The sequence below is a fragment of the Streptomyces sp. SID5464 genome (genome assembly GCF_009862985.1).
GTDB lineage: Bacteria > Actinomycetota > Actinomycetes > Streptomycetales > Streptomycetaceae > Streptomyces > Streptomyces chartreusis_D.
The window spans coordinates 85,421-109,549 of sequence record NZ_WWIQ01000020.1 but is presented as its reverse complement, the minus strand read 5'-3'; the positions used below and the strand labels follow the sequence as shown (position 1 = coordinate 109,549).

The window sequence follows — 24,129 nt, the reverse complement described above, 5'->3', positions numbered from 1 at the left end:
GTTCACTTCAGAAACCTCCCTGACGAGGCCGCGACATTGCGGCCGAGGTGGCTGGAAGTCAACTCGGCCACACGTGCGACGTCAAGAAGTAAATCCTTAACGAGATGGCAACGGTGCCATCCGTTCTCTAAGTGAAGGCAGGGGTCGCCGCTTGCAGTGCCCCGACGGCGGTCCCGTCCAAAAGTGTTGAATCGCCCATCTCGCTGAGGGCCAGCGCGAGCGCTCCGAGCACCTCCGCACGGCCGCCGAGCGCCCCGGGGAGAACGGACAGCTGGCGTGCCGCGCTGGGAATGGCGTAGCGGCCCACGGACTCCCGGATCGGCCCGAGTACCAGCTCACCGGCCTCGGCGAGATCACCGCCGAGGACCACACGGCTCGGGTTCAGCAGGTTGCAGAGATTGGCGACTCCACTGCCGATGTGGCGGCCGACGTCGGCGATCACCCGACGGCAGCCCGGGTCTCCGTCCCGCGCGAGCCGTACGACGCCTTCCATCGTCAGGTCGGTGCCGTGGCTGGACTGGAGGAGCGGGAGCACGTAGCGCGCGGCCGCGAAGGTCTCCAGGCAGCCGCGGTTTCCGCAGCGGCAGACGGGGCCGGACTCATCGAGTGTAATATGTCCGATTTCTCCTGCGGTACCGCCCGGACCGCGGTAGATCTTTCCGTTGATCACCAGGCCCGCGCCGACACCGCTGGCGACCTTGATGTACGCCAGGTCGCGCACGCCGCGGCCGCTGCCCCAGACCATCTCGCCGAGGGCGCCGAGGTTGGCGTCGTTGTCCACGTGCACGGGTACGCCGAGCCGCCCCCGCAGCTCCTCGGCGGGCTTGGTGCCGGTCCAGCCGGGCAGGATGGCGGTCGAGCCGAGGGTGCCGGACTCGACGTCGATCGGGCCGGGCACGCCGAGGCCCACCCCGGCGATCTTGGACCGGTCGACTCCGGTGGCCTCGATCAGCCGGCTGACCAGCTGTTCCGCCCGGTCGAAGCCCTGCGTCGAGGAGGCGTCCACGTCCAGCGGCTCGGACTCCTCGGCGAGCACCTGGTGGGCGAGGTTCCCGATCGCGACCCGCAGGTGGGTGTGGCCGAAGTCGACCCCTATGACGATCCCGGCGTCCCCGCTCAGCGACACGCTGCGGGCCCGCCGCCCCCCTGCCGACGTCGGCGTGACCTCGACGGTGCCGCCTTCCTTCAACTCCCGGACGATGTTGGACACCGTCGCCGCGGACAGGCCCGTCGTCCGCGCGATCTCGGCCTGGGTGAGGGAGCCCGCCAGGCGTACGGCTCGTACGACCCGCTCCAGGTTGGCTCGGTGCAGCGACGACTGCGACCCCGGAGTCTCCACGACGACCTCCTGCGCGCGGGGTCGCTTCGATGAGACCCCGTCCATGTCCAACTAGTGAACTCTAAGCTGAGCCGTTCGGGTTGCCTCCCGTCAAGAGGTTGAACCGTTTCCGGGTCCATGGACACACGCGTGCACGCCGCCCCCTGTTCGGGAGCGGCGTGTACACGTGCGAACGCGCAGGGTTATTTCAGCGCCCCCGCCGTCAGGCCCTGGACCACCTGCCGCTGGAAGACGATGTACGCGGCGAGCACCGGCAGCATCGCCATCACCAGGCCGGCGAAGAGACCCGACCAGTCGCCCTTGTAGCCCTGGCTGACCGCCAACTGCACGAGGCCCTGGGTGAGGACGCGCTTGTCGGGGTCGGTGTTCAGGACCGTGGGGAGCATGTACTGGTTCCACTGGCCCAGGAAGTTGAAGATCCCGACGCTGACCAGGCCCGGCTTGGCCATGGGCAGCATGATCTGGAAGAACGTACGGCTGTGCGAGGCGCCGTCGACGAAGGCCGCCTCCGCCACCGACGTCGGCAGGGTCCGGAAGAACGCCGTCAGGAAGAACACCGTGAACGGCAGCGAGTAGGCGATGTAGACCAGGATCAGCCCGTGGATGGTGTTCAGCAGGCCCATGTTGTTCACGACGTAGAACAGCGGGACCAGCGCCAGCATGATCGGGAAGCTCATGCCGCCGATGAACAGGTAGTAGATGAAGCGGTTGCCCGGGAAGTCGAAGCGGGCCAGGACGTACGCCGCCATCGAGCCGAGGACCAGCGTGCCGATGAGCGAACCACCCACCACCAGGACGGTGTTGAGGAAGTAGTCGCTCATGTTGGCCTCGGTCCACGCCCGCGACCAGTTGTCGAAGTGCAGCGTGTCCGGCAGCGACCAGGGGGAGCTGAAGATGGACCGGTCGTCCTTGAAGGACGTCATCACCGCCCACAGCAGCGGCATGACCACCATGACCGCCCAGATGACGAGGATGCCGTGGGAGAAGGCGTTGAGGACCGTGCCTTCCTTCTTCTCCTTCGGGGGCGGTCCCGGCGGGATGTCCGTCTTGGTGACGGGTGCACCGGACTCGGCCGGCACGGGCGCGGGGGTCTGTGTCGTCTTCATCAGTACTCCAGCCGCTCGCGACGGCCCAGCCGCATCACCACGGCGGCGAAGGCCAGCGTGACGACGAGCAGGGCGACACCGATGGTGGTGGCGTAGGCGGCCTGCCCGTCGCGGAACGCCTTCTGGTACACGTACAGGACCATGACGGTGGTCGAGTAGTCGGGACCGCCCGGCCCGGTCGTCATGATCTGGACGACCGCGAACGACTCGGCGCCCAGGGCGAGGATGCCCATGTACACCCAGCCCGACTGCACGGTGTCCCAGAGCAGGGGCAGGGTGATGCGGAAGAACGTCGTGGCCCGGCCCGCCCCGTCCAGCAGCGCGGCCTCGTACATCTCCGCCGGGATGGAGGCCATGCCGGCGGAGAAGAGGACCACGAAGAAGCCGACCGTGGACCACACGAGCACCGCCATCACGGCCCACAGCGCGAGGTCGGGGTCGCCGAGCCAGAGCGGCTGGACGCCGTCCAGCCCGATACCGCGCAGGACCGAGTTGATCGCGCCGCTGTCCGGGTTGTACGCGAACGCGAACAGCAGCGCGACGATGGCGATGGACAGCACCTGTGGGAAGAAGTAGACGATCTTGTAGAAGGAGGAGCCCCGGACGCCGGAGATGGCCGGGCCGTTCTTCCTCTTTCTGCCACCGACATTGATCATGAAGGCGAAGAACAGCGCCAGGCTGATCGTCACGACCGGCAGCAGGAGCGCGAACAGCAGGCTGTGCTGCAACGACTTCCAGAAGATCTCGTCGTCGAGCATCCGCCTGTAGTTGTCGAAACCGACCATCTTGAATTCGGGACTCAGGCCGGTCCAGTCCGTGAACGAGTAGTAGATGGACTGGATGAACGGCCAGATCACGAAGAGCGCGTACAGTCCCAGGGGCAGCGCGAGGAAGCCCACGATGAACCGGTACTTGCCGTGCTGCATCGCCACTCCGGTGCCGTTGCGGAAAAAAGAGTTCCGGTGCCGTTACTGGTGCTTGTAGTGCTTGATCGAGCTGTCCTTGGCGGCCTCGTCGGCGTAGCCCTGGATCTTCTTGACGGCCTCGGCCGGAGTGAGACGGCCGGCCATCATCTCCCCCAGGCCGGACACGCCGATCTTCTCCTTCTGCAACTGCACGTACCAGTCCTGCATACGGGGATTCACCACGTTATCCCCGGCCTTGTCCAGGGCCGCGACGCCCGACTTCAGACCCGGGGTGAGGGCGATGCCGTCGGTTCCGCCGTTGTACGCGGTCAATGACTTCACCTTGCTGGTGAAGTTCTTCGAGGACGCCTCGCTGAGCATGATGCGCAGTTGCTCCATGCCGCCTTCGGCGTTCTTCGCCTTGGACGGGACGATGAAGGGCTCGCCGCCGGAGGCCCAGATGGTGCCGAACGGCATCTTGTCGGAGGAGTCGAGGCCGGTGGGCGCGGAGACGGCCAGGTCGAAGTCCTTCGGGATGACCTTGGCAGACTCGTTCTCCACCCAGGAGCCGTTGGGGATGAACAGCGCCTTGCCCTCGGCCCAGGCGGTCTGCGACTGGATGTGGTCCAGGCCCGGGGTGCCCTTGAGGATGTAGCCCTTCTTGTAGAGCTCGTAGTACGCGTCGAAGCAGGCTTTGACGGCCGGGTGCTTCCAGGCGTTCGGCTCCAGGTTGTCGATGGCGTCGAGGACCTCGCGGCCGCCGACCTTGCCGATCATCGGGTAGAGCGAGAAGGGGAGGTAGTACGGGTACTTGCCCGCGTACGTCCAGCCCGCCATGCCCTTCTTCTTGGCCTTCTCGCAGACCGCGAGCATCTGGTCCCAGGTCTCGGGGTACTGCTCGTCGAGCGAGTCCAGGGCCTTCTGCGAGTACCAGACGCCGTAGACGGTGTAGGCGTAGTAGAGGATCCAGACCTTCTCGCCGTCGAACTGGCCCATCTCGACGATGCCGGGGCGCAGCGTGTCGCGGACCTTCTTGCCCGGGTCGTCGTAGGAGGGCGCGTCCAGCAGCGGGGTGAGGTCGGTGAGCTGGTTCTTGCCGACCAGGACGCCCATGTCCATCTGCTCGGCGCCGGAGTTGTCGATGAGGTCCGGCGGGGTGCCCTGGTTGAAGCGGGGCTGGAGGGTGGACTGGATCTTCTGGGTGGCGGAGAACTTCACCTTCACCTTGGGGAAGTTCTTCTCGTAGATCTTCACGGCGTCCTCGGCGTACTCCTTGCCGAAACCGCCGTCGAACAGGACGAATTCCATGCCCGCGGTGTCGTTGACGCCGAGCGGGTTCTTCGCGGTCTTCTTGCCGGCCTTGGCCTTGTCCCCGCTGTCGTCGCCGCCGCTGCTGGCGCAGGCCGACAGGAAGCTCATCGTGGGAACGGAGATCAGCCCGAGCGCGGCGGACCTTTTGATCAGATCACGGCGGCCGACACCCTCGGTGCCGTGGTTCTCGGCGGAAGTGGATCCCATGCTCAAGTCCTCGCCTTCTCCAGGACTCAGGCGGTGAACCGGATCCTCCCCGGCACCGCGATCGGGTCAAGCTGGGTCGTGCAGGAAAGTGCGGGTGGTGACGTGCGGGTGGTGACGTGCGGGTCCTGACGTGCGGATCGCGTGAAGCGTCCGACAGGTATAGTCCACTTCCCGTCGGCGGATCAAGATCGAACACAAGGTTGGCCGTGGGTTTATCCGAGTTGAGACCTCACGGAAAGCCGAGCGCTCTGTCTGTTCCTCGGCGGAAATATCCCGGTCATCACCCCCGGATGCCGCAACCAACACCCTTGACACTCCTTGACACTTGGGCACCTACTGGTCCTTGCGCACCGAAGTTGACAACGTTGTCCACTGCGCAGGGAGGGTACCCGTTGATGCAACGGAAAGCTCGGCACAGATGGGGTGCGGCGGTCGTGTCGGCGACCGCCTTCGCTGTGACCCTGGGGTCCCAGGGCGTTGCGGTCGCACTGCCCGAAGCCCCCGAGAAGGCCGACCGGAGGTTCGCGTCCTCCTTCGAGGCGGACGACCCGGTTCCGGACTGGCTGAACAGCGTCGACACGGACCCGGACGGCGGCAAACGCGCCTCGGGGGTCGACGGCGGCTACAGCAGCGGCATACCGGGCAGTGTGACCGACCACGTCACCGATGTCCGGGCGAGCGCCGAGAACACGGGCGGCGGCGAGGTGAAGGAGAACCTCGCCGACGGCGAGCCGAGCACCAAGTGGCTCACTTTCGAGCCCACCGGCTGGGTGGAGTTCGACCTGGACGAGCCGGTCAAACTGGCGCGATACGCACTGACGTCGGCCAACGACCACGACGAGCGCGACCCGAAGGACTGGACTCTGAAGGGCTCCGCCGACGGCAAGGACTGGAAGACGCTCGACACCCGCTCCGGGGAGTCCTTCTCCGAACGGTTCCGGACCAAGACGTACGACGTGGCGGAACCGGCCGAGTACCAGCACTTCCGGCTCGACGTCACCGGCAACAACGGCGGCGACCTCCTCCAGCTCGCCGACGTGCAGTTCTCCACGGGCGGCAGCGACGGGCCCGTCCCGAAGGACATGCTCTCCCTCGTCGACCGAGGCCCGAGCGGCTCCCCCACCGCCAAGGCGGGCGCCGGATTCACCGGAAAGCGCGCCCTGCGTTACGCCGGTCGGCACACCGCCGACGGGCGGGCGTACTCGTACAACAAGGTCTTCGACGTGAACGTGGCCGTCGGCCGGAACACGCGGCTGGCCTATCGCGTCTTCCCGTCGATGGCGGACGGCGACCTCGACTACGACGCGACGCACGTCTCCGTCGACCTCGCCTTCACCGACGGCACCCATCTGAGCGACCTGGGGGCGACGGACCAGCACGGCTTCCCGCTGACCCCGCGGGGGCAGGGCGCGGCGAAGGTCCTCTACGTCAACCAGTGGAACGACGTGGCCGCGCGCATCGGGTCGGTGGCGGCCGGCAAGACCGTGGACCGGATCCTGGTGGCGTACGACTCGCCGAAGGGTCCGGCGAGGTTCCGGGGCTGGCTGGACGACGTGACCATCGAGTCCGTCGTTCCCGAGCGGCCGAAGGCGCATCTGTCCGACTACGCGGTGACGACGCGCGGCACCAACTCCAGCGGCGGCTTCTCGCGGGGCAACAACTTCCCGGCGACGGCGGTGCCGCACGGCTTCAACTTCTGGACGCCGGTGACCAACTCGGGCTCGCTGAGCTGGCTGTACGACTACGCACGCGCGAACAACGCGGACAACCTGCCGACGATCCAGGCGTTCAGCGCGAGCCACGAGCCGAGTCCCTGGATGGGTGACCGGCAGACCTTCCAGGTGATGCCGTCAGCCGCCCCGGGCATCCCGGACACCGGCCGTGAGGCGCGGGAGCTGGCCTTCCGGCACGAGAACGAGACCGCACGGCCGTACTACTACGGGGTGCGGTTCGAGAACGGGCTGACGGCCGAGATGGCGCCGACCGACCACGCGGCGGCGCTGCGCTTCACCTACCCCGGCGACGACGCGAGCGTCCTCTTCGACAACGTCACCGACCAGGCGGGCCTGACCCTCGACCGGGAGAACGGGATCGTCACCGGCTACTCGGACGTGAAGTCCGGGCTGTCGACGGGCGCGACCCGGCTGTTCGTCTACGGCGAGTTCGACAAGCCGGTCACCGAGGGCTCCTCGTCCGGTGTGAAGGGCTACCTCCGCTTCGAGGCCGACGACCGGACCGTCACCCTGCGCCTGGCGACCTCGCTCATCAGCATCGACCAGGCCAAGGACAACCTCCGCCAGGAGATCCCGGACGGCACCTCCTTCGAGGCGGTGAAGCGCGGCGCCCGGCGGCAGTGGGACCGGCTGCTCGGCAAGGTGGAGGTCGAGGGCGCGACCCCGGACCAGCTGACGACGCTGTACTCCAGCCTGTACCGGCTGTACCTGTACCCGAACTCCGGTTTCGAGAAGGTCGGCGGTACGTACCGGTACGCCTCGCCCTTCTCCCCCATGCCGAACCCGGACACCCCGACGCACACCGGCGCGAAGATCGTCGACGGCAAGGTGTACGTCAACAACGGCTTCTGGGACACCTACCGGACGACGTGGCCGGCGTACTCGTTCCTCACGCCCAGCAGGGCGGGTGAGCTGGTCGACGGGTTCGTGCAGCAGTACAAGGACGGCGGCTGGACCTCCCGCTGGTCCTCCCCCGGCTACGCCGACCTCATGACGGGCACGTCCTCGGACGTGGCCTTCGCGGACGCGTACGTCAAGGGCGTCGACTTCGACGCGAAGGCGGCGTACGAAGCGGCCGTGAAGAACGCGACGGTCGTGCCCCCGAACTCGGGCGTCGGCCGCAAGGGCATGGCCACCTCCCCCTTCCTCGGCTACACGAGCACCGAGACCCACGAGGGCCTGTCCTGGGCGCTGGAGGGCTACCTCAACGACTACGGCATCTCCCGCATGGGCCACAAGCTCTACGAGGAGACCGGCGAGCGGCGCTACATGGACGAGTCCGAGTACTTCCTGAACCGCGCCCGCGACTATGTGCACCTCTTCGACCCGAAGGCCGGCTTCTTCCAGGGCCGCGACGCCGAGGGCGACTGGCGGGTCGAGTCCTCGGCGTACGACCCGCGCGTGTGGGGCCACGACTACACCGAGACCAATGGGTGGGGGTACGCCTTCACCGCCCCGCAGGACAGCCGGGGTCTGGCCAACCTGTACGGCGGCCGCAAGGGCCTCGCCGGCAAGCTCGACGCGTACTTCTCCACGCCTGAGACGGCCTCCCCCGAGTTCGTCGGCTCGTACGGCGGTGTCATCCACGAGATGACCGAGGCGCGGGACGTGCGGATGGGCATGTACGGGCACTCCAACCAGGTCGCCCACCACGCCGTCTACATGTACGACGCGGCCGGGCAGCCCTGGAAGGCACAGGAGAAGGTCCGCGAGGTGCTGTCCCGGCTGTACACCGGCAGCGAGATCGGCCAGGGGTACCACGGCGACGAGGACAACGGCGAGCAGTCGGCCTGGTACCTGTTCTCCGCGCTCGGCTTCTACCCGCTGGTGATGGGCAGCGGCGAGTACGCGATCGGCTCCCCGCTGTTCAGGAAGGCGACCGTCCATCTGGAGAACGGGCGCGAGCTGGTGGTGAAGGCGCCGGAGAACAGCGCGCGGAACGTGTACGTGCAGGGGCTGAAGGTCAACGGCCGGACGTGGACGAAGACCTCGCTGCCCCACTCGCTTCTCGCCCGGGGCGGTGTGCTGGAGTTCGACATGGGCCCACGGCCGTCGTCGTGGGGCACGGGCAGGCACGCGGCGCCGGTGTCGATCACGCGGGACGACGAGGTTCCGGCGCCCCGCGCGGACGTGCTCGACGGTGCGGGTGCCCTGTTCGACGACACGTCGGCGACGGACGCGGCGGTGACGTCCGTGGACCTGCCGGTCCCCGAGCGCGCCGAGGCGGTCCAGTACACGCTGACGTCGCCGGCGGACCGGGCGAGGGCACCGGCCGGCTGGACGCTCCAGGGCTCCTCCGACGGCACGGCCTGGCGGACGCTGGACCGGCGCTCCGGGGAGTCCTTCGCCTGGGACAGACAGACACGCGCGTTCAGCGTGAGGTCACCGGGTACGTACGAGAAGTACCGCCTGGTCCTCGACGGCGAGGGCTCGCTGGCGGAGGTCGAACTGCTCGCCTGAGCAGCCGAGTTGGGGGTTTCATGCCGCTTCCCGTGCCCGCCCTGCCGGAGGGTGTCGACCCGGCCTGGCTGCCGCCCGCCGCCTTCCGGGCGGTCGGCGGCCGGCGGACGCTGATCCGTGGATCCGGTCCGCTGGTGGAGACGGTGCACGGGGAGGTGGCGGAGGCCTGCCGGCGGTTCGGGGGCCGGGTCGTGCGCGAGGCCCGGCCGGACGGTGCCACGTACGACCTGGTCCTCGGCCTCGGTGCCGACGACCTGGGCGACGAGGGCTTCAGCTGCGCGCGTGCGGACGGCACGACGACCGTCACCGCCTCCGGCGGGCGGGGGCTGCTGTACGGCCTGTTCCACGTCGTGCGCCTCGGTGAGGCGGCGTTCACCGGTGGGTGGGCGCGGCAGACGCACCGCCCCGCGCTCGACCTGCGGATGCTCGACCACTGGGACAACGTCGCCGTGCACCCGGTCATGGGCCAGGTGGAGCGCGGGTACGCGGGCGGCTCGCTGTTCTGGGCGGACGGGCGGGCGCGCGGCGACCTGGAGCGGGTGCGGGCGTACGGCAGGCTGCTCGCGGCGTGCGGGATCAACGCGGTCGCCGTCAACAACGTCAACGTGCACGAGACCGAGGCGCACCTGCTGACCGACCGGATCCACGAAGTGGCCGCGATCGCGGATGTGTTGCGGCCCTACGGGGTCGCCACTCATCTTTCCGTGTCCTTCGCCGCGCCGGTGGTGCTAGGCGGGCTGCCCACGGCCGATCCGCTGGACGAGGCGGTGCGCGACTGGTGGGGTGAGGCGACACGACGGGTGTACGAGGCGATCCCCGACTTCGGCGGGTACGTCGTGAAGGCCGACTCGGAGGGGCAGCCGGGCCCGTTCGCCTACGGCCGCAGTCATGCGGAGGGGGCGAACATGCTGGCGGCGGCGCTGGAGCCGTTCGGCGGCACGGTGCACTGGCGGGCGTTCGTCTACAACCACCGTCAGGACTGGCGGGACCGGACGACGGACCGGGCGCGGGCCGCGTACGACCATTTCGTGCCGCTGGACGGGGAGTTCGCGGCCAATGCCGTGCTCCAGGTGAAGCACGGACCGATGGACTTCCAGGTGCGGGAGCCGGTCTCGCCGCTGATCGGTGCCATGCCGCGCACTCGGCTCGCGGTGGAGGTGCAGGCCACGCAGGAGTACACCGGGCAGCAGCGGCATGTGTGCTGGCTGGGGCCGATGTGGAGCGAGGTGCTGCGGTTCCGGCACGAACCGGAGGCGTCCGTGGGAGAACGGGCGCGCGGCGGGCTGGTCGCCGTGTCCAACGCCGGTGACGATCCGTTCTGGACCGGGCACCCCCTCGCCCAGGCCAACCTGTACACCTTCGGGCGGCTGGCCTGGCGGCCGGACGCCGACCCGTGCGAGGTGCTCGACGAGTGGATCGGGCTGACCTTCCCGGAAGCCCCGGAACGCTTGTCCGACGGGTTGCACGCGGCCCTCGACGGCTCGTGGCGGACGTACGAGAAGTACACCGCTCCGCTCGGCGTGGGATGGATGGTGCAGCCGGGCCACCACTACGGGCCGAGCGTCGACGGCTACGAGTACAGCCCCTGGGGCACCTACCACTTCGCCGACCGGGACGGCATCGGCGTCGACCGCAGTGTGGCGAGCGGGACCGGGTACGCCGGGCAGTACGCCAAGCCGTGGGCCGAGCTGTACGAGTCGCCGGACACTTGCCCCGACGAACTGCTGCTGTTCTTCCATCACGTGTCGTACGGACACACACTGCACAGCGGCAAGGCGGTGATCCAGCACATCTACGACACGCACTTCGAGGGCGTGGCGGAGGTCGAGGAGGCCCGCCGTGTGTGGGCGGGTCTCGCGGACCTGGTCGAGCCGGGGCGCCACGCCCGGGTGGCGGAGCGCTACGAGGAGCAGCTCCGCAGCGCCCGCGAGTGGCGCGACCAGATCAACAGCTACTTCTTCCGCAAGTCGGGGGTGCCGGACGAGCGGGGGCGCCGGATCTACTGAGAGATGGCGGCTCTACTGAAGAATCGCCACGCCCAGGGGATCGAGGACCAGGGGTTCGCCCTGCTCGACCCGTTTGCCGGCGAGCAGGTCGGTGGCGGTGGTGTGGGCGGTCAGGAGGGCCGGTTCGGGGGCGTGGTTGAGGAGGAAGAGCAGGCGGGTGCCGTCGGGGGCCACCCGGGTGGCGGTCTCCACGACGGGGTGGTCGGCGTAGGGGCCGAGCAGGTCGTGGCGGGTCAGGATGCGGCGGACGACCTGGTCGACACCGGGCTGGTCGAGGGCGGTGGCGACGTACCAGCCCTCGCCGTCGCCGAACGGGTGGCGGGTGACGGCGGGGGTGCCCGCGTAGAAGTCGGTGCCGTAGGTGGCGACCGGTTCGGCGCCGCGCGGCAGCACGATCTCGAAGACGAGCCGTGCCTCCGCCGGCAGTTCGGGGACGGGCTGGATGAAATCCGGCGGGCGGGCGTCCCATTCGTCCACGCGGATGCCCATGAGGGGGGCGAGCGGGCCGGGGACATCGGTGAGGAAGGCCCGGTCGTGCTCGTCGACGCGGCCGGAGAGGAAGGTGGTCAGGACCGTGCCGCCGCGTGCGGCCACGTCTTCGAGGCGGGTGGCGAGGTCGCCCTTGACCATGTGGAGGGCGGGGGCGAGCACCACGTCGTACGGCGAGAGGTCGGCGGTCTGCCCGATCACGTCCACGTCGGCGCCGGCCTCGCGGGCGGCCCGGTAGTAGGCGTGCACCACGTCCGGGTACTTGACCAGCCGGGAGGGGCCGTCGGAGATCTCCAGGGCCCACCAGCTGTCCCAGTCGAAGAGGAGGGCGGTGCGGGCCGGGGTGCGGGCGCCGAGCGTCCGGTCCCCCAGGGCCGCCAGCTCCTGCCCCAGTTCGGCCACTTCGCGGAAGACCCGGGTGTCGTCGCGGCCGGCGTGGCCGATGACGGCCCCGTGGTACTTCTCGGTGCGGTTGACCTCGGGGTGCCGCTTGGCGAGCCAGGGCGGGAGGGCTGCGGTGCCGGTGGCCAGGCAGACCTGGCGCCCCTCGGTGGCGGCCCGGTCCAGGACACCGTCCAGGACCGTGAAGTCGTAGGTGTCCGGGGCGGGTTGGGTGAGGGACCAGGTGAAGACGCCGACGGTGAGGGTGTCGATGCCGGCCCGGGTGAACAGGCGGTGATCGTCGTCCCGGACGGTCTCGGGCCACTGCTCGGGGTTGTAGTCACCGCCGTACGGGATCTTCGGCGTGCGGGGCGCGGTCATGCCGTGAAGTCCTTCTGGGTCTCGGTGATCACCGTGCGGCTGCCGTGCAGCAGGGACAGCAGCAGCGGGGCGGCCAGCAGGGCGGGCAGGGCCTCGGTCAGCAGGGCGGTCAGCGCGGCCGCCAGGACGAGCAGGGAGGCCGCGGCGAGGGTGGCGCGGCCGTGCCGGAACAGGAAGTACCCGGCGAGGCGGGCGGTGTCCCGGGCGCGGAACGCGAACAGCGAGGTGAGGACGAGGGCGTGGGCGCCCCAGAGGAGGGAACCGGCGCCGATCGCCGCGAGCAGCAGCGCCCACCAGCCGGGCAGGCCGGTGGCGGAGAAGTGCGTGAGGGTGAAGGCGATGACCGTCAGCCAGGCCAGCAGGGGTGCCCACAGTTTCAGCGACGGTACGGCGTTGAGCCGCCAGCCGCGCGCATAAGTGCGGGCCGGGCGCAGGTCCGTGAGGTCGCGGCTGCGGTGGTGCAGGGCGTACAGCGCGGCGGACAGCGCCGGGCCGAGCGGGAGGAGGCATACGGCGGCCAGCGGCAGGTTGGCGGGGTCGGGGGCGAGGAGGAGCAGGCCGGCGAGGCCCGGTGCGGCGGCGAGGAGCAGCAGCGCCTCCACCGCGACCAGGGTGTGGATCAGGCCCGCGGCACGGGAGAGGACTCCGGTGCCGAAGTCGGCCGCGCGTACGCCGCCGCTCACCCGTTCTCCTTCTTGTACCGCTCGTACGCCTTGTTGTGGAGGTCGACGAACCGCTGCATGTTCTTCGCCTTCAACTCGGCGAGGTAGGCGTCCCATTCGGACAGCGGACGCTTGCCGAGGACGAACTTGAGGGTGTTCTGGGTGACGTGGTCCCTCAGCGGTGTCTCCCACAGGGAGGCCTGTTCCTGCTCGAAGGACTGCAGCGGGTGGGCCGGGGCGATGGGCGTCTGTGCGCGCTGGGCCATGGCGTCCTGGAACTTCTTCTCGTCCGGGCTGAACATGGAGGAGACGAGTTCCCAGCTGCCGCCGTAGGCGAAGACGCCGTTGTAGAAGCCGTAGTCCTTCTGCATGTCCTTGGGGGCGTCCGGGTCGGAACCCATGAGGCTGATGCCGGGCTTCGGCTTGTACCGGCCCGCGGAGCGGGTGTAGGTGACACCCTCGACGCCCCACCGCGCGAACCGCTGGCCCTCGTCGGAGTACCAGAGCCAGTCCACGAACTGCAGCATCGCGACGAAGCTGTCGCTCTTGAGGGCCTTGCTGGAGATCATGACGCCGTTCTCCAGCCGGGCGCCGCCCAGCACCACGGGACCGGCGGGCCCCAGCGGCACCGGGATCATCTCGATCTCCGCGCCCTTGACCTGCTTTCGCAGGTTGTACCGGTATTCCTGCACCAGCGCCTGCGGGTTGGCGCTGATCGCGAACGACTTCTCGCCCAGCAGCTTCTGCGCGGCCTCGTCGTCGGTCTGGGTGAAGCTCTCCGGGTCCACCAGCTTCTCGGCGACCAGCTTCCGCACGTACTCGATCATCTGCCGGAAGGTGTCCGTCGCTCCGGTGAAGACGAACTTCCGCGCGTTCGGGTCCCAGCTGATGTTGTCGTACGTCCATCCGGCCCGCACGCCGTACGCCTGGCCGAGGTAGCTGAAGAGGGCGGCGGCAGGATAGGGCGTGTTCTTGCTCCAGCGGTCGGAGAACGGGTAGCGGTCCGGGTACTCCTCCTTGATCGCCTTGAAGACCTCGTACACCTCGTCCCAGGTGCCGGGACGGCTCAGACCGAGCCGGTCGAGGACGTCCGTGCGCAGCGCCAGCGAGTAGCCCGATCTGACCTTCTCGTGCAGGCCGGGCAGCAGGTAGAACTTGCCGTCGGACTGGCGGATGGAGTCGATCTCCGGCTCCAGCTTCCAGCGCCTGACCTTGTCCTGGAAGTTGGGCATCAGGTGCACGTAGTCGCTGACCGGGAGGATCGCGCCCGACGACACGAAGGCGACCTCCGAGGGGTGGTACGTCTTGGGGATCAGGAACGGGGCGTCGCCCGAGCCGATGAGGACGCTGCGCTTCTTCTCGTAGTCGACCAGGGGAACGGCGACGGGCTCGAAGGTGACGCCGGTGCGCTTGGTGAGCTCCTTCCAGAACAGCCAGCCGTTCTTCATCGGGTAGACCGGGTTGTCGTTGTGCAGGACCGAGAAGGACAGCGGCTTGGTCGCCTTGAACTGCTGGCCGACGCGGTACTCCTTCATCGCGCCGTCCCTCTTCTTCGACAGGTCCTTGGAGTCCCCGCCGTCGTCGCCGCTGCCGCAGCCGGTGAGGGTGGCCAGGCCGATGAAACCGGCGGCGGCGAGGACCTGACGCCGCGACAGCTGTCCTGCGTTCTTCACGGTTGCTCCTTCGGTTAGCCCTTGACCGCGCCGAGCATCACGCCCGAGACGAAGTAGCGCTGGACGAACGGATAGACACAGAGGATGGGCAGCGAGGTCAGCACGATCGTGACCGCCTGGATGTTCGCGCCCACCTGGCTGAGCTGTGCGTCGGCGGCACCGGCGTTGCCGCCCGTGGTGGCGCCGGAGATGAGGTTGCGCAGATAGACGGTGACCGGCATCAGCTCGGACTTGTCCATGTACAGGAAGGCGCTGAACCAGGAGTTCCAGAAGGACACCGAGTAGAACAGCACCATCGTCGCGACGACCGCCTTCGACAGGGGCAGCACGATCCGCAGCAGGATGCCGTACGTACTCAGGCCGTCGATCTGCGCGGCCTCCTCCAGTTCGGTCGGCAGGCTCTCGAAGAAGGCCTTCATCACCAGCAGGTTGAACACACTGATCGCGTTGGGGAGCGCGATGGCCCAGACGCTGTTCTTCAGGCCGAGGCTGGTGACCAGGACGTAGTTGGGGATCAGGCCGCCGGTGAAGAACATGGTGAACACGGCGACACCGACCAGTACGCCGCGTCCCTTGAGGTGCTTCTTCGACAGGACGTAGGCGTAACACGTGGTCAGGACCATGGCGACGGCGGTCGCGACCACGGTGTACAGCACGGTGTTGCCGTAGTTCCGCCAGAACATGGAGTCCTGGAACACGATCCTGTACGTGGTGAGGTTGAACCCCTCGGGCCACAGCGTCACTTCACCGGCCCGGATCTGCCGCTCCGAACTGAACGAGCGGGCGATGATGTTGGCGAACGGGTACAGGGTGACGATCACGACCAGGGTGAGGATGACGCCGTTGACGCCCTGGAAGACCCGGTAGGAACGACTCGGCTTCACCACAGGCTCGTCCCCACTGTGCGGCGCGAGAGCTGGTTGGCGGACGTGATGAGGACCAGGCCGATGATCGCCTCGAACAGTCCGATGGCGGCGGCGTAGCTGAAGCTGTTGGACTCCACGCCGGACCGGTAGACGTACGTCGAGATCACGTCGGCGGTCGGATACGTCAGCGGGTTGTACAGCAGCAGGACCTTCTCGAAGCCGACCGCCATGAACGTGCCGATGTTGAGGATCAGCAGCGTCACCATGGTGGGCCGGATGCCGGGCAGGGTGACGTGCCAGATCTGCTGCCAGCGGTTGGCGCCGTCGATCCGGGCCGCCTCGTACAGGTCCTCGTCGATCGTGGTGAGCGCGGCGAGGTAGAGGATCGTGCCCCAGCCGGCGGTCTGCCAGATCTCCGAGCCGACGTAGATCGTGCGGAACCACCCCGGCTCCTGGATGAAGCGGATCGGTTCGTGGCCGAACCAGCCGAGAAGGTGGTTGACCGGACCGTCGCCGGCCAGCATCTGCATGGTGATGCCCGCGACGATCACGATCGACAGGAAGTGCGGAAGGTAGGACACCGACTGCACGAACCGCTTCAGGGAGCGCCGGCGGACCTCGTTGAGCAGCAGCGCCAGCACGATCGGGACCGGGAAGCAGAACAGCAGCGTGAGCCCGCCGATCCACAGGGTGTTGCGGAACACCTGCCAGAAGGTGGGGTCGTCGAGGAACATCTGCACATAGCGCAGCCCCACCCACTCCTCGCCGAAGAGCGACCCGCCCGGCTCGAAACGCCGGAAGGCGATGACGTTGCCGATCATCGGCAGATAGCGGAAGACCAGGAAGAACAGCAGCGGCAGGACCGCCAGCGAGTACAACTGCCAGTCGCGGCGCAGCGCCCGCCGCCAGCCGGTCCGGGCGGGGTCCCGCTTGCCGCGCCGGGGTGCGGCTCCGGCCGGAGGCGGGTCCTCGGTGCCCGGCGGGGCCGATGTGGTGGACGTGCTCATTGCTCGGGCCTCCCGTGGGCATGGGACGCGGAACCGAAACTTTCGAGCTCTTACCGGTAACTTCGCGGCAACTTAAGGGCAGCAGAAAGCGCTGTCAATGGGTGCAGCGGCAGTCGGCTGGGGCGTCTGTGCCGCGTTGGAATCGCGTCGAGCCTGGGTAGACCCCAGGGACCTGCCCCGTCGTCCATCGCAAGTTTCTGGATGACCACCGACTCCTGCGAGGTGCCGCCGTGCCCGCGTTCGACCTGCCGCTGACGGAACTGGAGCGCCATCGCCCGGACGTCGGGGAGCCCGCCGACTTCGACGCGTTCTGGCGGCGCACCCTGAAGGAGTCCGGCCAGGCGGACCCGCTGGTGTCGGTGCGGCCGGTGGAGACGGGGCTCCGGCTGATCCGGACCTGGGACGTGACGTTCCGGGGTTTCGCCGGCGACCCGGTGCGCGCCTGGTTCAGCAGGCCCGCCGGGGTGGACGAACCCCTGCCCGCCGTCGTGGAGTTCGCCGGGTACGGACGCGGCCGGGGCCTCCCCCACGAACGCCTCACCTGGGTCAACGCCGGGTACGCGCACCTGCTCATGGACAACCGCGGCCAGGGCGACGCGTACGGATGCGGCGGTGACACACCCGATCCGCACGCCACCGCTCCGGGCGGGCCCGGCCCGGCGGTACGGGGCCTGCTCTCACCCGAGGACTACCACTACCGCCGTCTGATCACGGACGCGGTCCGCGCCGTCACGGCGGTACGGGAGCTGCCCGGCGTCGACCCCGCACGGACCGTGGCCGTGGGCAACAGCCAGGGCGGCGGGCTGGCTCTGGCCGTCGCGGGGCTCGTCCCCGGCCTGGCGGCCCTGCTCGTCACCGCCCCGCTGCTGTGCGGCATCCGCCGCGCGCTCGACCTCACGGACGCGGGGCCCTACGGGGAGATCGCCGGCTATCTCTCCGTCCACCGGGGCGCCGAACACGACGCCTACCGCACCCTCTCCTACGTCGAGGGCGTCTCCTTCGCCCGTCGCGCACAGGCTCCGGCTCACTTCGGCGTGGGGCTGCGGGACACGGTGTGTCCGCCGAGCGGGGCGTACGCCGCGTTCAACCGCTACGCCGAACTGACCGGCACCGAGGCGCGCAAGGAGATCCACGCCTATCCGTTCAACGGACACGAGGGCGGCGACGCGGTGCAGGTGCGTCGTCAACTGGCCTGGTTGCGAGAGGTGTTGGACGGCCGGTCCGGTGACCGCACGGATTCCCGCGCACCGTCCGGGGCACGTTGACCTGAAGTCCGGTCGAGGTCCTAGCGTCGGCTCACATCGATCAACGACCTGCGACAGGAGCAGACCTCATGATCCTCGTGACCGGTGCCACCGGAAACATCGGAAGCAACCTGGTGAAGGAACTCCGGGCGCAGGGCGCCGGTCCGCTCAGGGGGCTGACGCGTGACGCCGCAGGGGCCGCGTTTCCGCCGGATGTCGAGGCTGCCGAGGGTGACCTGACGCGACCGGACTCGCTCAAGTCCGCTCTCGCCGGGGCCCGTTCGCTCTTCCTGGTGTCACGGATGGGCCCGGACGCACGGATCCTGGAGGCCGCCGGGGAGGCCGGCGTCGAGCATGTGGTGCTGGTGTCGTCCATCACCGTCGAGAGCCACCCGCACCTGGGCCCCGCCGCCGAGAACCTGGCCGTCGAGCGGCTGCTCCAGGGCAGCGGCATGGCATGGACGGTCCTGCGGCCGACGCAGTTCGCCTCGAACGCCCTGTGGTGGGCGGACGCGATTCGCGCGGGCCGGCCGGTCCGTGTCCCCTACGCGGACATCGGTCTGCCCACCATCCACCCCGCGGACATCGCGTCGGTGGCGTGCGCCGCACTGACGGGGACCGGCCATCGGGGACAGACCTACGCGCTGACCGGCCCGGAGCGCATCACTCCACGGCAACAGCTCGCGGCCATCGCCCGGGCGGTCGGACGGGACGTGCCGTGCACCGAGATCAGCCGCGCGGAAGCCCACCGCGACATGGCGGCCTTCCTGGGCGACGAGGCCGCGACGGCGGTCCTCGACATCACGGGCGGCGACCTCAACGAGGAACTGCTCGGCGTGCGCGACACCGTCACGCGGGTCACCGGCGCGCCGGCCAGGACATTCGGGCAGTGGGCCGCCGAGAACGCCGGCTCCTTCCGCTGACATCCCGACCGGCCCCCGCCGCCGGAGCCGTAGACAACTGCGCCGCCCGGCGCTAACTTCCGCAACAGCGGGGTGGGAGCGCTCCCATGACGGTGGACCGGAACCCGCCCTCGAGTCGCCCCCACCCCGCGCATCCGCGCACACGCATCCACAGGCCCGTACCTCAAGGAACGGACGATGCTGTCATGATCCTGACAAAAAATCCGGGTGCCACGATGCCCCGATCAGCACCCCCTGCCCGGGCCAGAGCCCTCTTCCTCGTCCTGCTCTCCCTCCTCGTCACCGTTCCGGCCCTCGGTCTGGTCATGACGGCCGGTGTTGAGGCGGAGGCGCACGGCACCCCCATGAAGCCCGGCAGCCGTACCTTCCTGTGCTGGCAGGACGGTCTGACCGACACCGGTGAGATCAAGCCGGTCAACCCGGCGTGCCGGGCCGCTCAGCAGGTCAGCGGCACCACGCCGTTCTACAACTGGTTCTCGGTGCTCCGCTCGGACGGCGCCGGCCGCACCCGGGGCTTCGTACCGGACGGCCAGCTGTGCAGCGGCGGCAACACCAACTTCACCGGGTTCAACACGCCCAGCAAGGACTGGCCGCTCACCCACCTCACCTCGGGCGCGACGGTCGACTTCTCGTACAACGCCTGGGCGGCGCACCCGGGTTGGTTCTACGTCTACATCACGAAGGACGGCTTCGACCCGACGAAGACGCTCACCTGGAACGACATGGAGGAGCGGCCGTTCCTGAGCGTCGACCACCCGCCGCTGAACGGCTCGCCGGGCACGGTCGAGGCCGATTACTCCTGGACCGGCAAGCTCCCCGAGGGCAAGTCGGGCCGCCACATCATCTACATGGTCTGGCAGCGCTCCGACAGCCAGGAGACCTTCTACTCCTGCTCCGACGTCGTCTTCGACGGCGGCAAGGGGGAGGTTACCGGCATCAAGGAGCCGGGCACCCCGTCCGAGCCGGTGCCGGGCACCTGCACGGCCACCCGGAAGACGACCGGCAGCTGGAACGGCGGCTACCAGTCCGAGGTGACCGTCACCAACACCGGCACCGTCCCGATGCTCGGCTGGATGGTCGACTGGACACTGCCGTCCGGCCAGCGGATCGAGAGCCTGTGGAGCGGCAACGCCACCTACAACGGCCAGTCGGTGATGGTCCACAACGCCGGCTGGAACGGCTCCCTCGATCCGGGCAGGAGCACGACGTTCGGATACACCGTCTCGGGCGCGGGCGGTGACAGTACGACGAGCCTGCCCTGCCGGGTGGGCTGAGCCGATGCTCCGGGCGGGCCCGGTGGCCGGTGAGTCCCGGCTGCCGGGCCCGTCGCGTGTGGCCGGCACTCGCCGGACGACCGCCCCGGGCCGGCCCTTCCATCCACTCGCCGATCCGACGCTCCATCCCGTATGTCGCGGTTATCCAGGTATGCGATTCTGTTGTGTGGGTGCCCTGCCGCTCACGTGGGCGTGGATCCGCCGCGTCGCCGTCGCCTGAGTTCCGGGGACTCCCACCTGCCGGTGGCTGCGGCATGGACGGGAGGTGGATGCGGACATGCCCCATTACGGCGATGCCCGGGCCGCGGTCCCCGGTCTTCGGGCGCCGGGGAGCGAGGGCACCGGTTCGCCTCGTCCCACGCCGGAGTCCGCCGCGCGCGAGCGGGTCCTGGCGTTCGCCGGGGTGGCACTGGCGGCGGTGTACGTGCGGAGTGAGGACGGTGCCGAGCTCCGGCTGGTGGAGTCGGCCGGTGCCGAGCCGGAGCGGTACGGGTTGCCGGGTTGTGTGCGGCACGGCGGGGGCACCTCGCCCGCTCCTGCGCCGGGCTATGCGGGGGTGTCCGGGGACAGTGGGTCCGTCGTGGTCGAGGCCTTCCGGCGCGGGCGGCCGCTGTGGCTCGCGGGCCGGCAGGAGGGCGGAACCACCGGCGCGCCGCTCGGGGCGGTACCGCTGGGCGCCGCCGGCGGGTGGCTGGGATGCCTGGCCGTGGTGGGAGAGCCCGGGGAGGGGTTCGGGGCCGAGCAGCGCGATTTTCTGGAGCGGTACGCAGAGGCGGTCGCCGGGCGGCTCCGGGGGGAGGCCGACCGGTCCGCCCCCACGCCCCTGCTGGATTCCGCCCTGCGCGCCCTGGGGGTGGGTTCCTTCGCCCTGACACCCGGCGCCGGGCTGGTCGAGACGGACCCGGCCCTGCTCGAACTGGTCGGCATCCCCGAGGGCGGCTTCGACGGCAAGACCGACACGCTGCTCTCGTACAGCCTCCCGGAGGACGTCCCGGCCCTGCTGTCCGTCATCGAACCGTCCGCGCAGACCCCCGGGCGCCGGGAACTGGAGTTCCGTACCCGCCGGGCCACCGGTGAACTGTGCTGGCTGCGCCTGAGCTGCCGGGTGCTGAAGGGGCCCGACGGCGCCCCGGAGCGGGTGCTGGGCGTGGTGACCGCGGCCCCGGTGCTGCGGCGGAGCGCCAGTGACGTCGCCCGGATCCAGTGGCTGACAGCCGCGCTCGACGACGCCACCACGGTCCGGGACGTCAGCCGTGTGGTGGTCGCCGCGTTGCGCGAGCCGCTGGGTGCCGACCGGGTGGCGCTCGCCGAGCTGCTGGAGGACCGGCTGGCGGTCACCGTGCTCGATCCGCCGGGTGCCGGCGCCTGGCCGGAGCTGTGGCGTTCCGAGTGGCGCTCGGAGTGGCCCGACGCGCCGGTCACCGCCCTGCCCACGCTGCACGCGGCGCTCCGGGACGGGCGGATGAGCCTGTGGCCGGCGGGTGCCGTGCTGGAACCCGGGCTCGCGGGGATCGGGCCCGGAGGGCTCGCGGTCCTGCCGCTGCCGGCCAAGAGCAGGGTGGCCGGGGTGTGCCTGGTCGGCTGGGACACGCCGCACGAGTTCGCGCCCGAGGAGCGGGCCCTGCTGACGGCGACCGCGGGGCTGGTGGGGCAGGCCCTGATCCGCGCGCACGCCTACGACGCCGAGCAGGAACTCGCGACGATGCTCCAGCGCAGTCTGCTGCCGCGCCGTCTCCCCCGGTTGCCCGGGGGCACCGCCGTGGCCCGCTATCTGCCCGCCCGGCGCGGGCTCCAGGTGGGCGGCGACTGGTACGACGTGATCGCGCTGTCGGAGGGGAAGGTGGCCCTGGTCATCGGTGATGTGCAGGGGCACAGTGCCGGGGCCGCGACGATCATGGGCCAGATGCGCACGGCGGTCCGGGCCTACGCCGTGGAGGGTCATCCGCCGGACGTGGTCGTCGCACACGCCAACCGGCTGCTCGTCGGCATGGAGACCGACCTGTTCGCCACGTGCTGCTATGTCGAGCTGGACATGGAGGAGGGCAACGCGCTGTTCGTGCGGGCCGGGCACCTGTCCCCGCTGGTGCGTCATCCCGACGGCGGCACGGAGGAGATCGCGGTCGAGGGCGGGCTTCCGCTGGGCGTGCTGGAGGACGCGGAGTTCCCGCTGACGGCGGTGGCGCTGGCGCCCGGCTCGGTGCTCGCGCTGCTGACGGACGGCCTGGTCGAGTCGGCCGAACTGGACGTGGACGAGGGCATGCGGATCGTGGGCGAGGTGCTCGCCGCGGCGGATCCCTCCGACCCGGGGCGGATGGCGGACGACCTGCTCGGCGAGGCCGGCCGGCGGGAGGACGACGTGGCGTTGCTGCTGCTGCGCTACGACGGGATGCGCGTGCGGCCGGTGCGGGCGGGCTGGGTCGTGTGGCGGTTGCCGGACGCGGTCATGCACGCCCGTCGGTTCAGTGCGCGCACGCTGCGTTCGTGGGACGTGGTGGCCGAGGCCGACACCGTTCTGCTGGTGGTGTCGGAACTGGTCACCAACGCGCTGGTGCACACACAGGGCGCGCTCCGGCTGGACCTGACCCTGGCCGCGGACCGGCTGCGGGTGACCGTCAGCGACTCCTCGCCGCGGGCGCCGGCCAAGCCGGTGGTCGTGGACTGGGAGTCGACCGGGGGCCGGGGGCTCTTCCTGGTCGAGGCGCTGTCGGCGGCCTGGGGCTCGGTGCCGGTCGGCGGCGGCAAACAGGTGTGGAGCGAGATCGTCGTGTCCCGCCCGGACGCGGACCAGGAACCGGAAGCGGAACCGGCGCCGGAGGCGCAGCCGACGGTCGAGCCGGCGGCGGAGGAACGGCAGCCGGCCCGGGACCGGAGCTGGGGCATCGGCCGCAACCGGGTCTGGGGCGTGGGACGGACCCGCGACCGGAGCGGAGCCGGCAGAGGCTCGGTCCGAAGCCGCGGCCGGGACGGCAACCCCGACCCGAACCCCCACGCGAGCCAGGGCCCGGCCCCGGACCAGGACCGGGACACGTCCGGGGACGAGGCCGCGCCCAGGAGGGAGGAGCGGGATGAGGGGCCGTAGGTGGCGGGTGGGGGCCGGGCTCGCCGCGGCTGTCATGGCGGTGGCCCTGGCCGGCTGCAGCGAGGACGGCGGAGAGAGCACGGGCGGGCTCACCATCGGGCTGCTGCTGCCGAGCCGCGCGGTGCCCCGCTGGGAGCAGTCCGACAAGCCCTTGATCGAGAAGCGGGTGAAGGAGCTGTGCCCGGACTGCACGCTCATCTACGCCAACGCGGAGAACGACGCGGGGAGCCAGCGGCAGCAGATGAACTCGATGATCACCAACGGTGTGTCCGCCCTGATCCTGGACGTCGTCGACCCCAAGGCGCTGCGCTCCTCGGTCCGCGCGGCGGACCGCGCGGACATCCCGGTCATCGCCTACGACCGGCTCGCCGAGGGCCCGATCTCCGGTTTCGTCAGTTTCGACGGCGGCCGGGTCGGCAGACTCCAGGGCGAGGCGCTGCTGAAGGGCATGGGAGCCCGGGCCGACGACGGCGGCGTGGTCATGGTGAACGGCGACCCGTCCAGCCCCAACGCCGCCTGGTACGAGGGCGGCGCCCGGTCCGTCCTCCAGCACAAGGTGCGGATCCTCAAGTCGTACAACACCCTGGGCTGGCGCACGGAGAACGCGCACGACCACATGTCCGCCGCGATCAGCACCCTCGGCACGAACCAGATCGACGGGGTGCTCGCGGCGAACGACTCGATCGCCGCCGGCGTCATCGCGGCGCTCAAGAGCGCCCGGGTCTCGCCGCTGCCCCCGGTCACCGGCCAGGACGCCGACCTCGACGCCGTGCGGCGCATCGTCGAGGGCGAGCAGTACATGACCGTCTACAAGCCCTTCCGGCAGGAGACCGACGCGGCCTCCGCCATGGCCGTCGCCCTGGCGCGCGGCAACGACATCGACGCCCTCGTCACGACGAGCGTGGACAGCCCCACCAGCAAGGACGTCCCGGCGGTACTGCTCGACCCGGTCGCCGTGACGGCCGAGACCATCGGGCAGACACTCGTCCGGGACGGCGTCTACACGCTCGACCAGATCTGCACCCCGAAGCTCCGGCCGGCCTGCGACCGGGTCGGGCTCACCCGGTGAGGGAGGTCTTCCCC

General features: G+C 69.9%; 16 protein-coding genes. 7 read left to right on the top strand and 9 right to left on the bottom strand.

Features of this window, described 5'->3' with window-relative positions:
* Positions 1-127: 127 nt before the first annotated feature.
* From GTY47_RS13245 to ngcE, 4 genes are all read right to left on the bottom strand, one after another.
* Positions 128-1,339, bottom strand: coding sequence for an ROK family transcriptional regulator (locus GTY47_RS13245; RefSeq protein WP_010033968.1), 1,212 nt, complete (start codon positions 1,337-1,339; stop codon positions 128-130).
* Positions 1,340-1,521: 182 nt separating this feature from the next.
* A complete protein-coding gene (locus GTY47_RS13240) occupies positions 1,522-2,445 on the bottom strand; it encodes a carbohydrate ABC transporter permease (RefSeq protein ID WP_010033965.1) in 924 nt (307 codons plus the stop codon).
* Positions 2,445-3,371, bottom strand: coding sequence for a sugar ABC transporter permease (locus GTY47_RS13235; RefSeq protein ID WP_010033963.1), 927 nt, complete (start codon positions 3,369-3,371; stop codon positions 2,445-2,447). The genes GTY47_RS13240 and GTY47_RS13235 overlap by 1 nt, the downstream gene beginning before the upstream one ends.
* A 42-nt stretch (positions 3,372-3,413) precedes the next feature.
* The gene (gene ngcE, locus GTY47_RS13230; RefSeq protein WP_010033961.1) at positions 3,414-4,868 is read right to left on the bottom strand and encodes an N-acetylglucosamine/diacetylchitobiose ABC transporter substrate-binding protein; all 1,455 of its coding nucleotides are present in this window, start codon (positions 4,866-4,868) and stop codon (positions 3,414-3,416) included.
* A 395-nt stretch (positions 4,869-5,263) separates the two neighbouring features.
* Between ngcE and GTY47_RS13225 the strand changes: the two genes are divergently transcribed.
* Positions 5,264-9,061: a GH92 family glycosyl hydrolase gene (locus GTY47_RS13225; protein ID WP_173937231.1), complete on the top strand. Its 3,798-nt coding sequence runs from the start codon at positions 5,264-5,266 to the stop codon at positions 9,059-9,061.
* 20 nt (positions 9,062-9,081) lie between these two features.
* Positions 9,082-11,067, top strand: coding sequence for an alpha-glucuronidase (locus GTY47_RS13220; protein WP_010033958.1), 1,986 nt, complete (start codon positions 9,082-9,084; stop codon positions 11,065-11,067).
* Between the two features lie 12 nt (positions 11,068-11,079).
* On the opposite strand, the gene GTY47_RS13215 is transcribed toward GTY47_RS13220, so the two are convergent.
* The 5 genes from GTY47_RS13215 to GTY47_RS13195 are packed head-to-tail and all read right to left on the bottom strand — an operon-like array spanning position 11,080 to position 16,526.
* On the bottom strand, positions 11,080-12,318 hold the full coding sequence (locus GTY47_RS13215) for a beta-galactosidase trimerization domain-containing protein (RefSeq protein WP_010033956.1): 1,239 nt from the start codon (positions 12,316-12,318) through the stop codon (positions 11,080-11,082).
* Positions 12,315-13,001: a hypothetical protein gene (locus GTY47_RS13210; protein WP_010033955.1), complete on the bottom strand. Its 687-nt coding sequence runs from the start codon at positions 12,999-13,001 to the stop codon at positions 12,315-12,317. Before GTY47_RS13210 ends, GTY47_RS13215 begins: the two co-directional genes overlap by 4 nt.
* A complete protein-coding gene (locus GTY47_RS13205; RefSeq protein ID WP_010033952.1) occupies positions 12,998-14,653 on the bottom strand; it encodes an extracellular solute-binding protein in 1,656 nt (551 codons plus the stop codon). The genes GTY47_RS13210 and GTY47_RS13205 overlap by 4 nt, the downstream gene beginning before the upstream one ends.
* Before the next feature lie 14 nt (positions 14,654-14,667).
* Positions 14,668-15,540: a carbohydrate ABC transporter permease gene (locus tag GTY47_RS13200; RefSeq protein WP_029180751.1), complete on the bottom strand. Its 873-nt coding sequence runs from the start codon at positions 15,538-15,540 to the stop codon at positions 14,668-14,670.
* Positions 15,534-16,526, bottom strand: a complete 993-nt coding sequence (locus tag GTY47_RS13195; protein ID WP_010033946.1) for an ABC transporter permease subunit — start codon at positions 16,524-16,526, stop codon at positions 15,534-15,536. The genes GTY47_RS13200 and GTY47_RS13195 overlap by 7 nt, the downstream gene beginning before the upstream one ends.
* A 230-nt stretch (positions 16,527-16,756) precedes the next feature.
* On the opposite strand from GTY47_RS13195, the gene GTY47_RS13190 reads away from it, so the two are divergent.
* The 5 genes from GTY47_RS13190 (at position 16,757) to GTY47_RS13170 (ending at position 24,115) form a co-directional block, all read left to right on the top strand.
* Complete coding sequence (locus GTY47_RS13190; RefSeq protein WP_010033945.1) at positions 16,757-17,791, top strand: acetylxylan esterase; 1,035 nt, start codon at positions 16,757-16,759, stop codon at positions 17,789-17,791.
* Positions 17,792-17,859: 68 nt separating this feature from the next.
* On the top strand, positions 17,860-18,693 hold the full coding sequence (locus tag GTY47_RS13185) for an NAD(P)H-binding protein (RefSeq protein ID WP_010033942.1): 834 nt from the start codon (positions 17,860-17,862) through the stop codon (positions 18,691-18,693).
* A 185-nt stretch (positions 18,694-18,878) separates the two neighbouring features.
* Positions 18,879-19,967, top strand: a complete 1,089-nt coding sequence (locus GTY47_RS13180) for a lytic polysaccharide monooxygenase (protein ID WP_234025764.1) — start codon at positions 18,879-18,881, stop codon at positions 19,965-19,967.
* A 277-nt stretch (positions 19,968-20,244) separates the two neighbouring features.
* Positions 20,245-23,046, top strand: a complete 2,802-nt coding sequence (locus tag GTY47_RS13175) for a SpoIIE family protein phosphatase (protein WP_010033934.1) — start codon at positions 20,245-20,247, stop codon at positions 23,044-23,046.
* Positions 23,033-24,115 (top strand): substrate-binding domain-containing protein, encoded by a 1,083-nt coding sequence (locus GTY47_RS13170; protein WP_029180750.1) that lies wholly within the window; start codon positions 23,033-23,035, stop codon positions 24,113-24,115. The genes GTY47_RS13175 and GTY47_RS13170 overlap by 14 nt, the downstream gene beginning before the upstream one ends.
* Positions 24,116-24,129 lie beyond the last annotated feature (14 nt).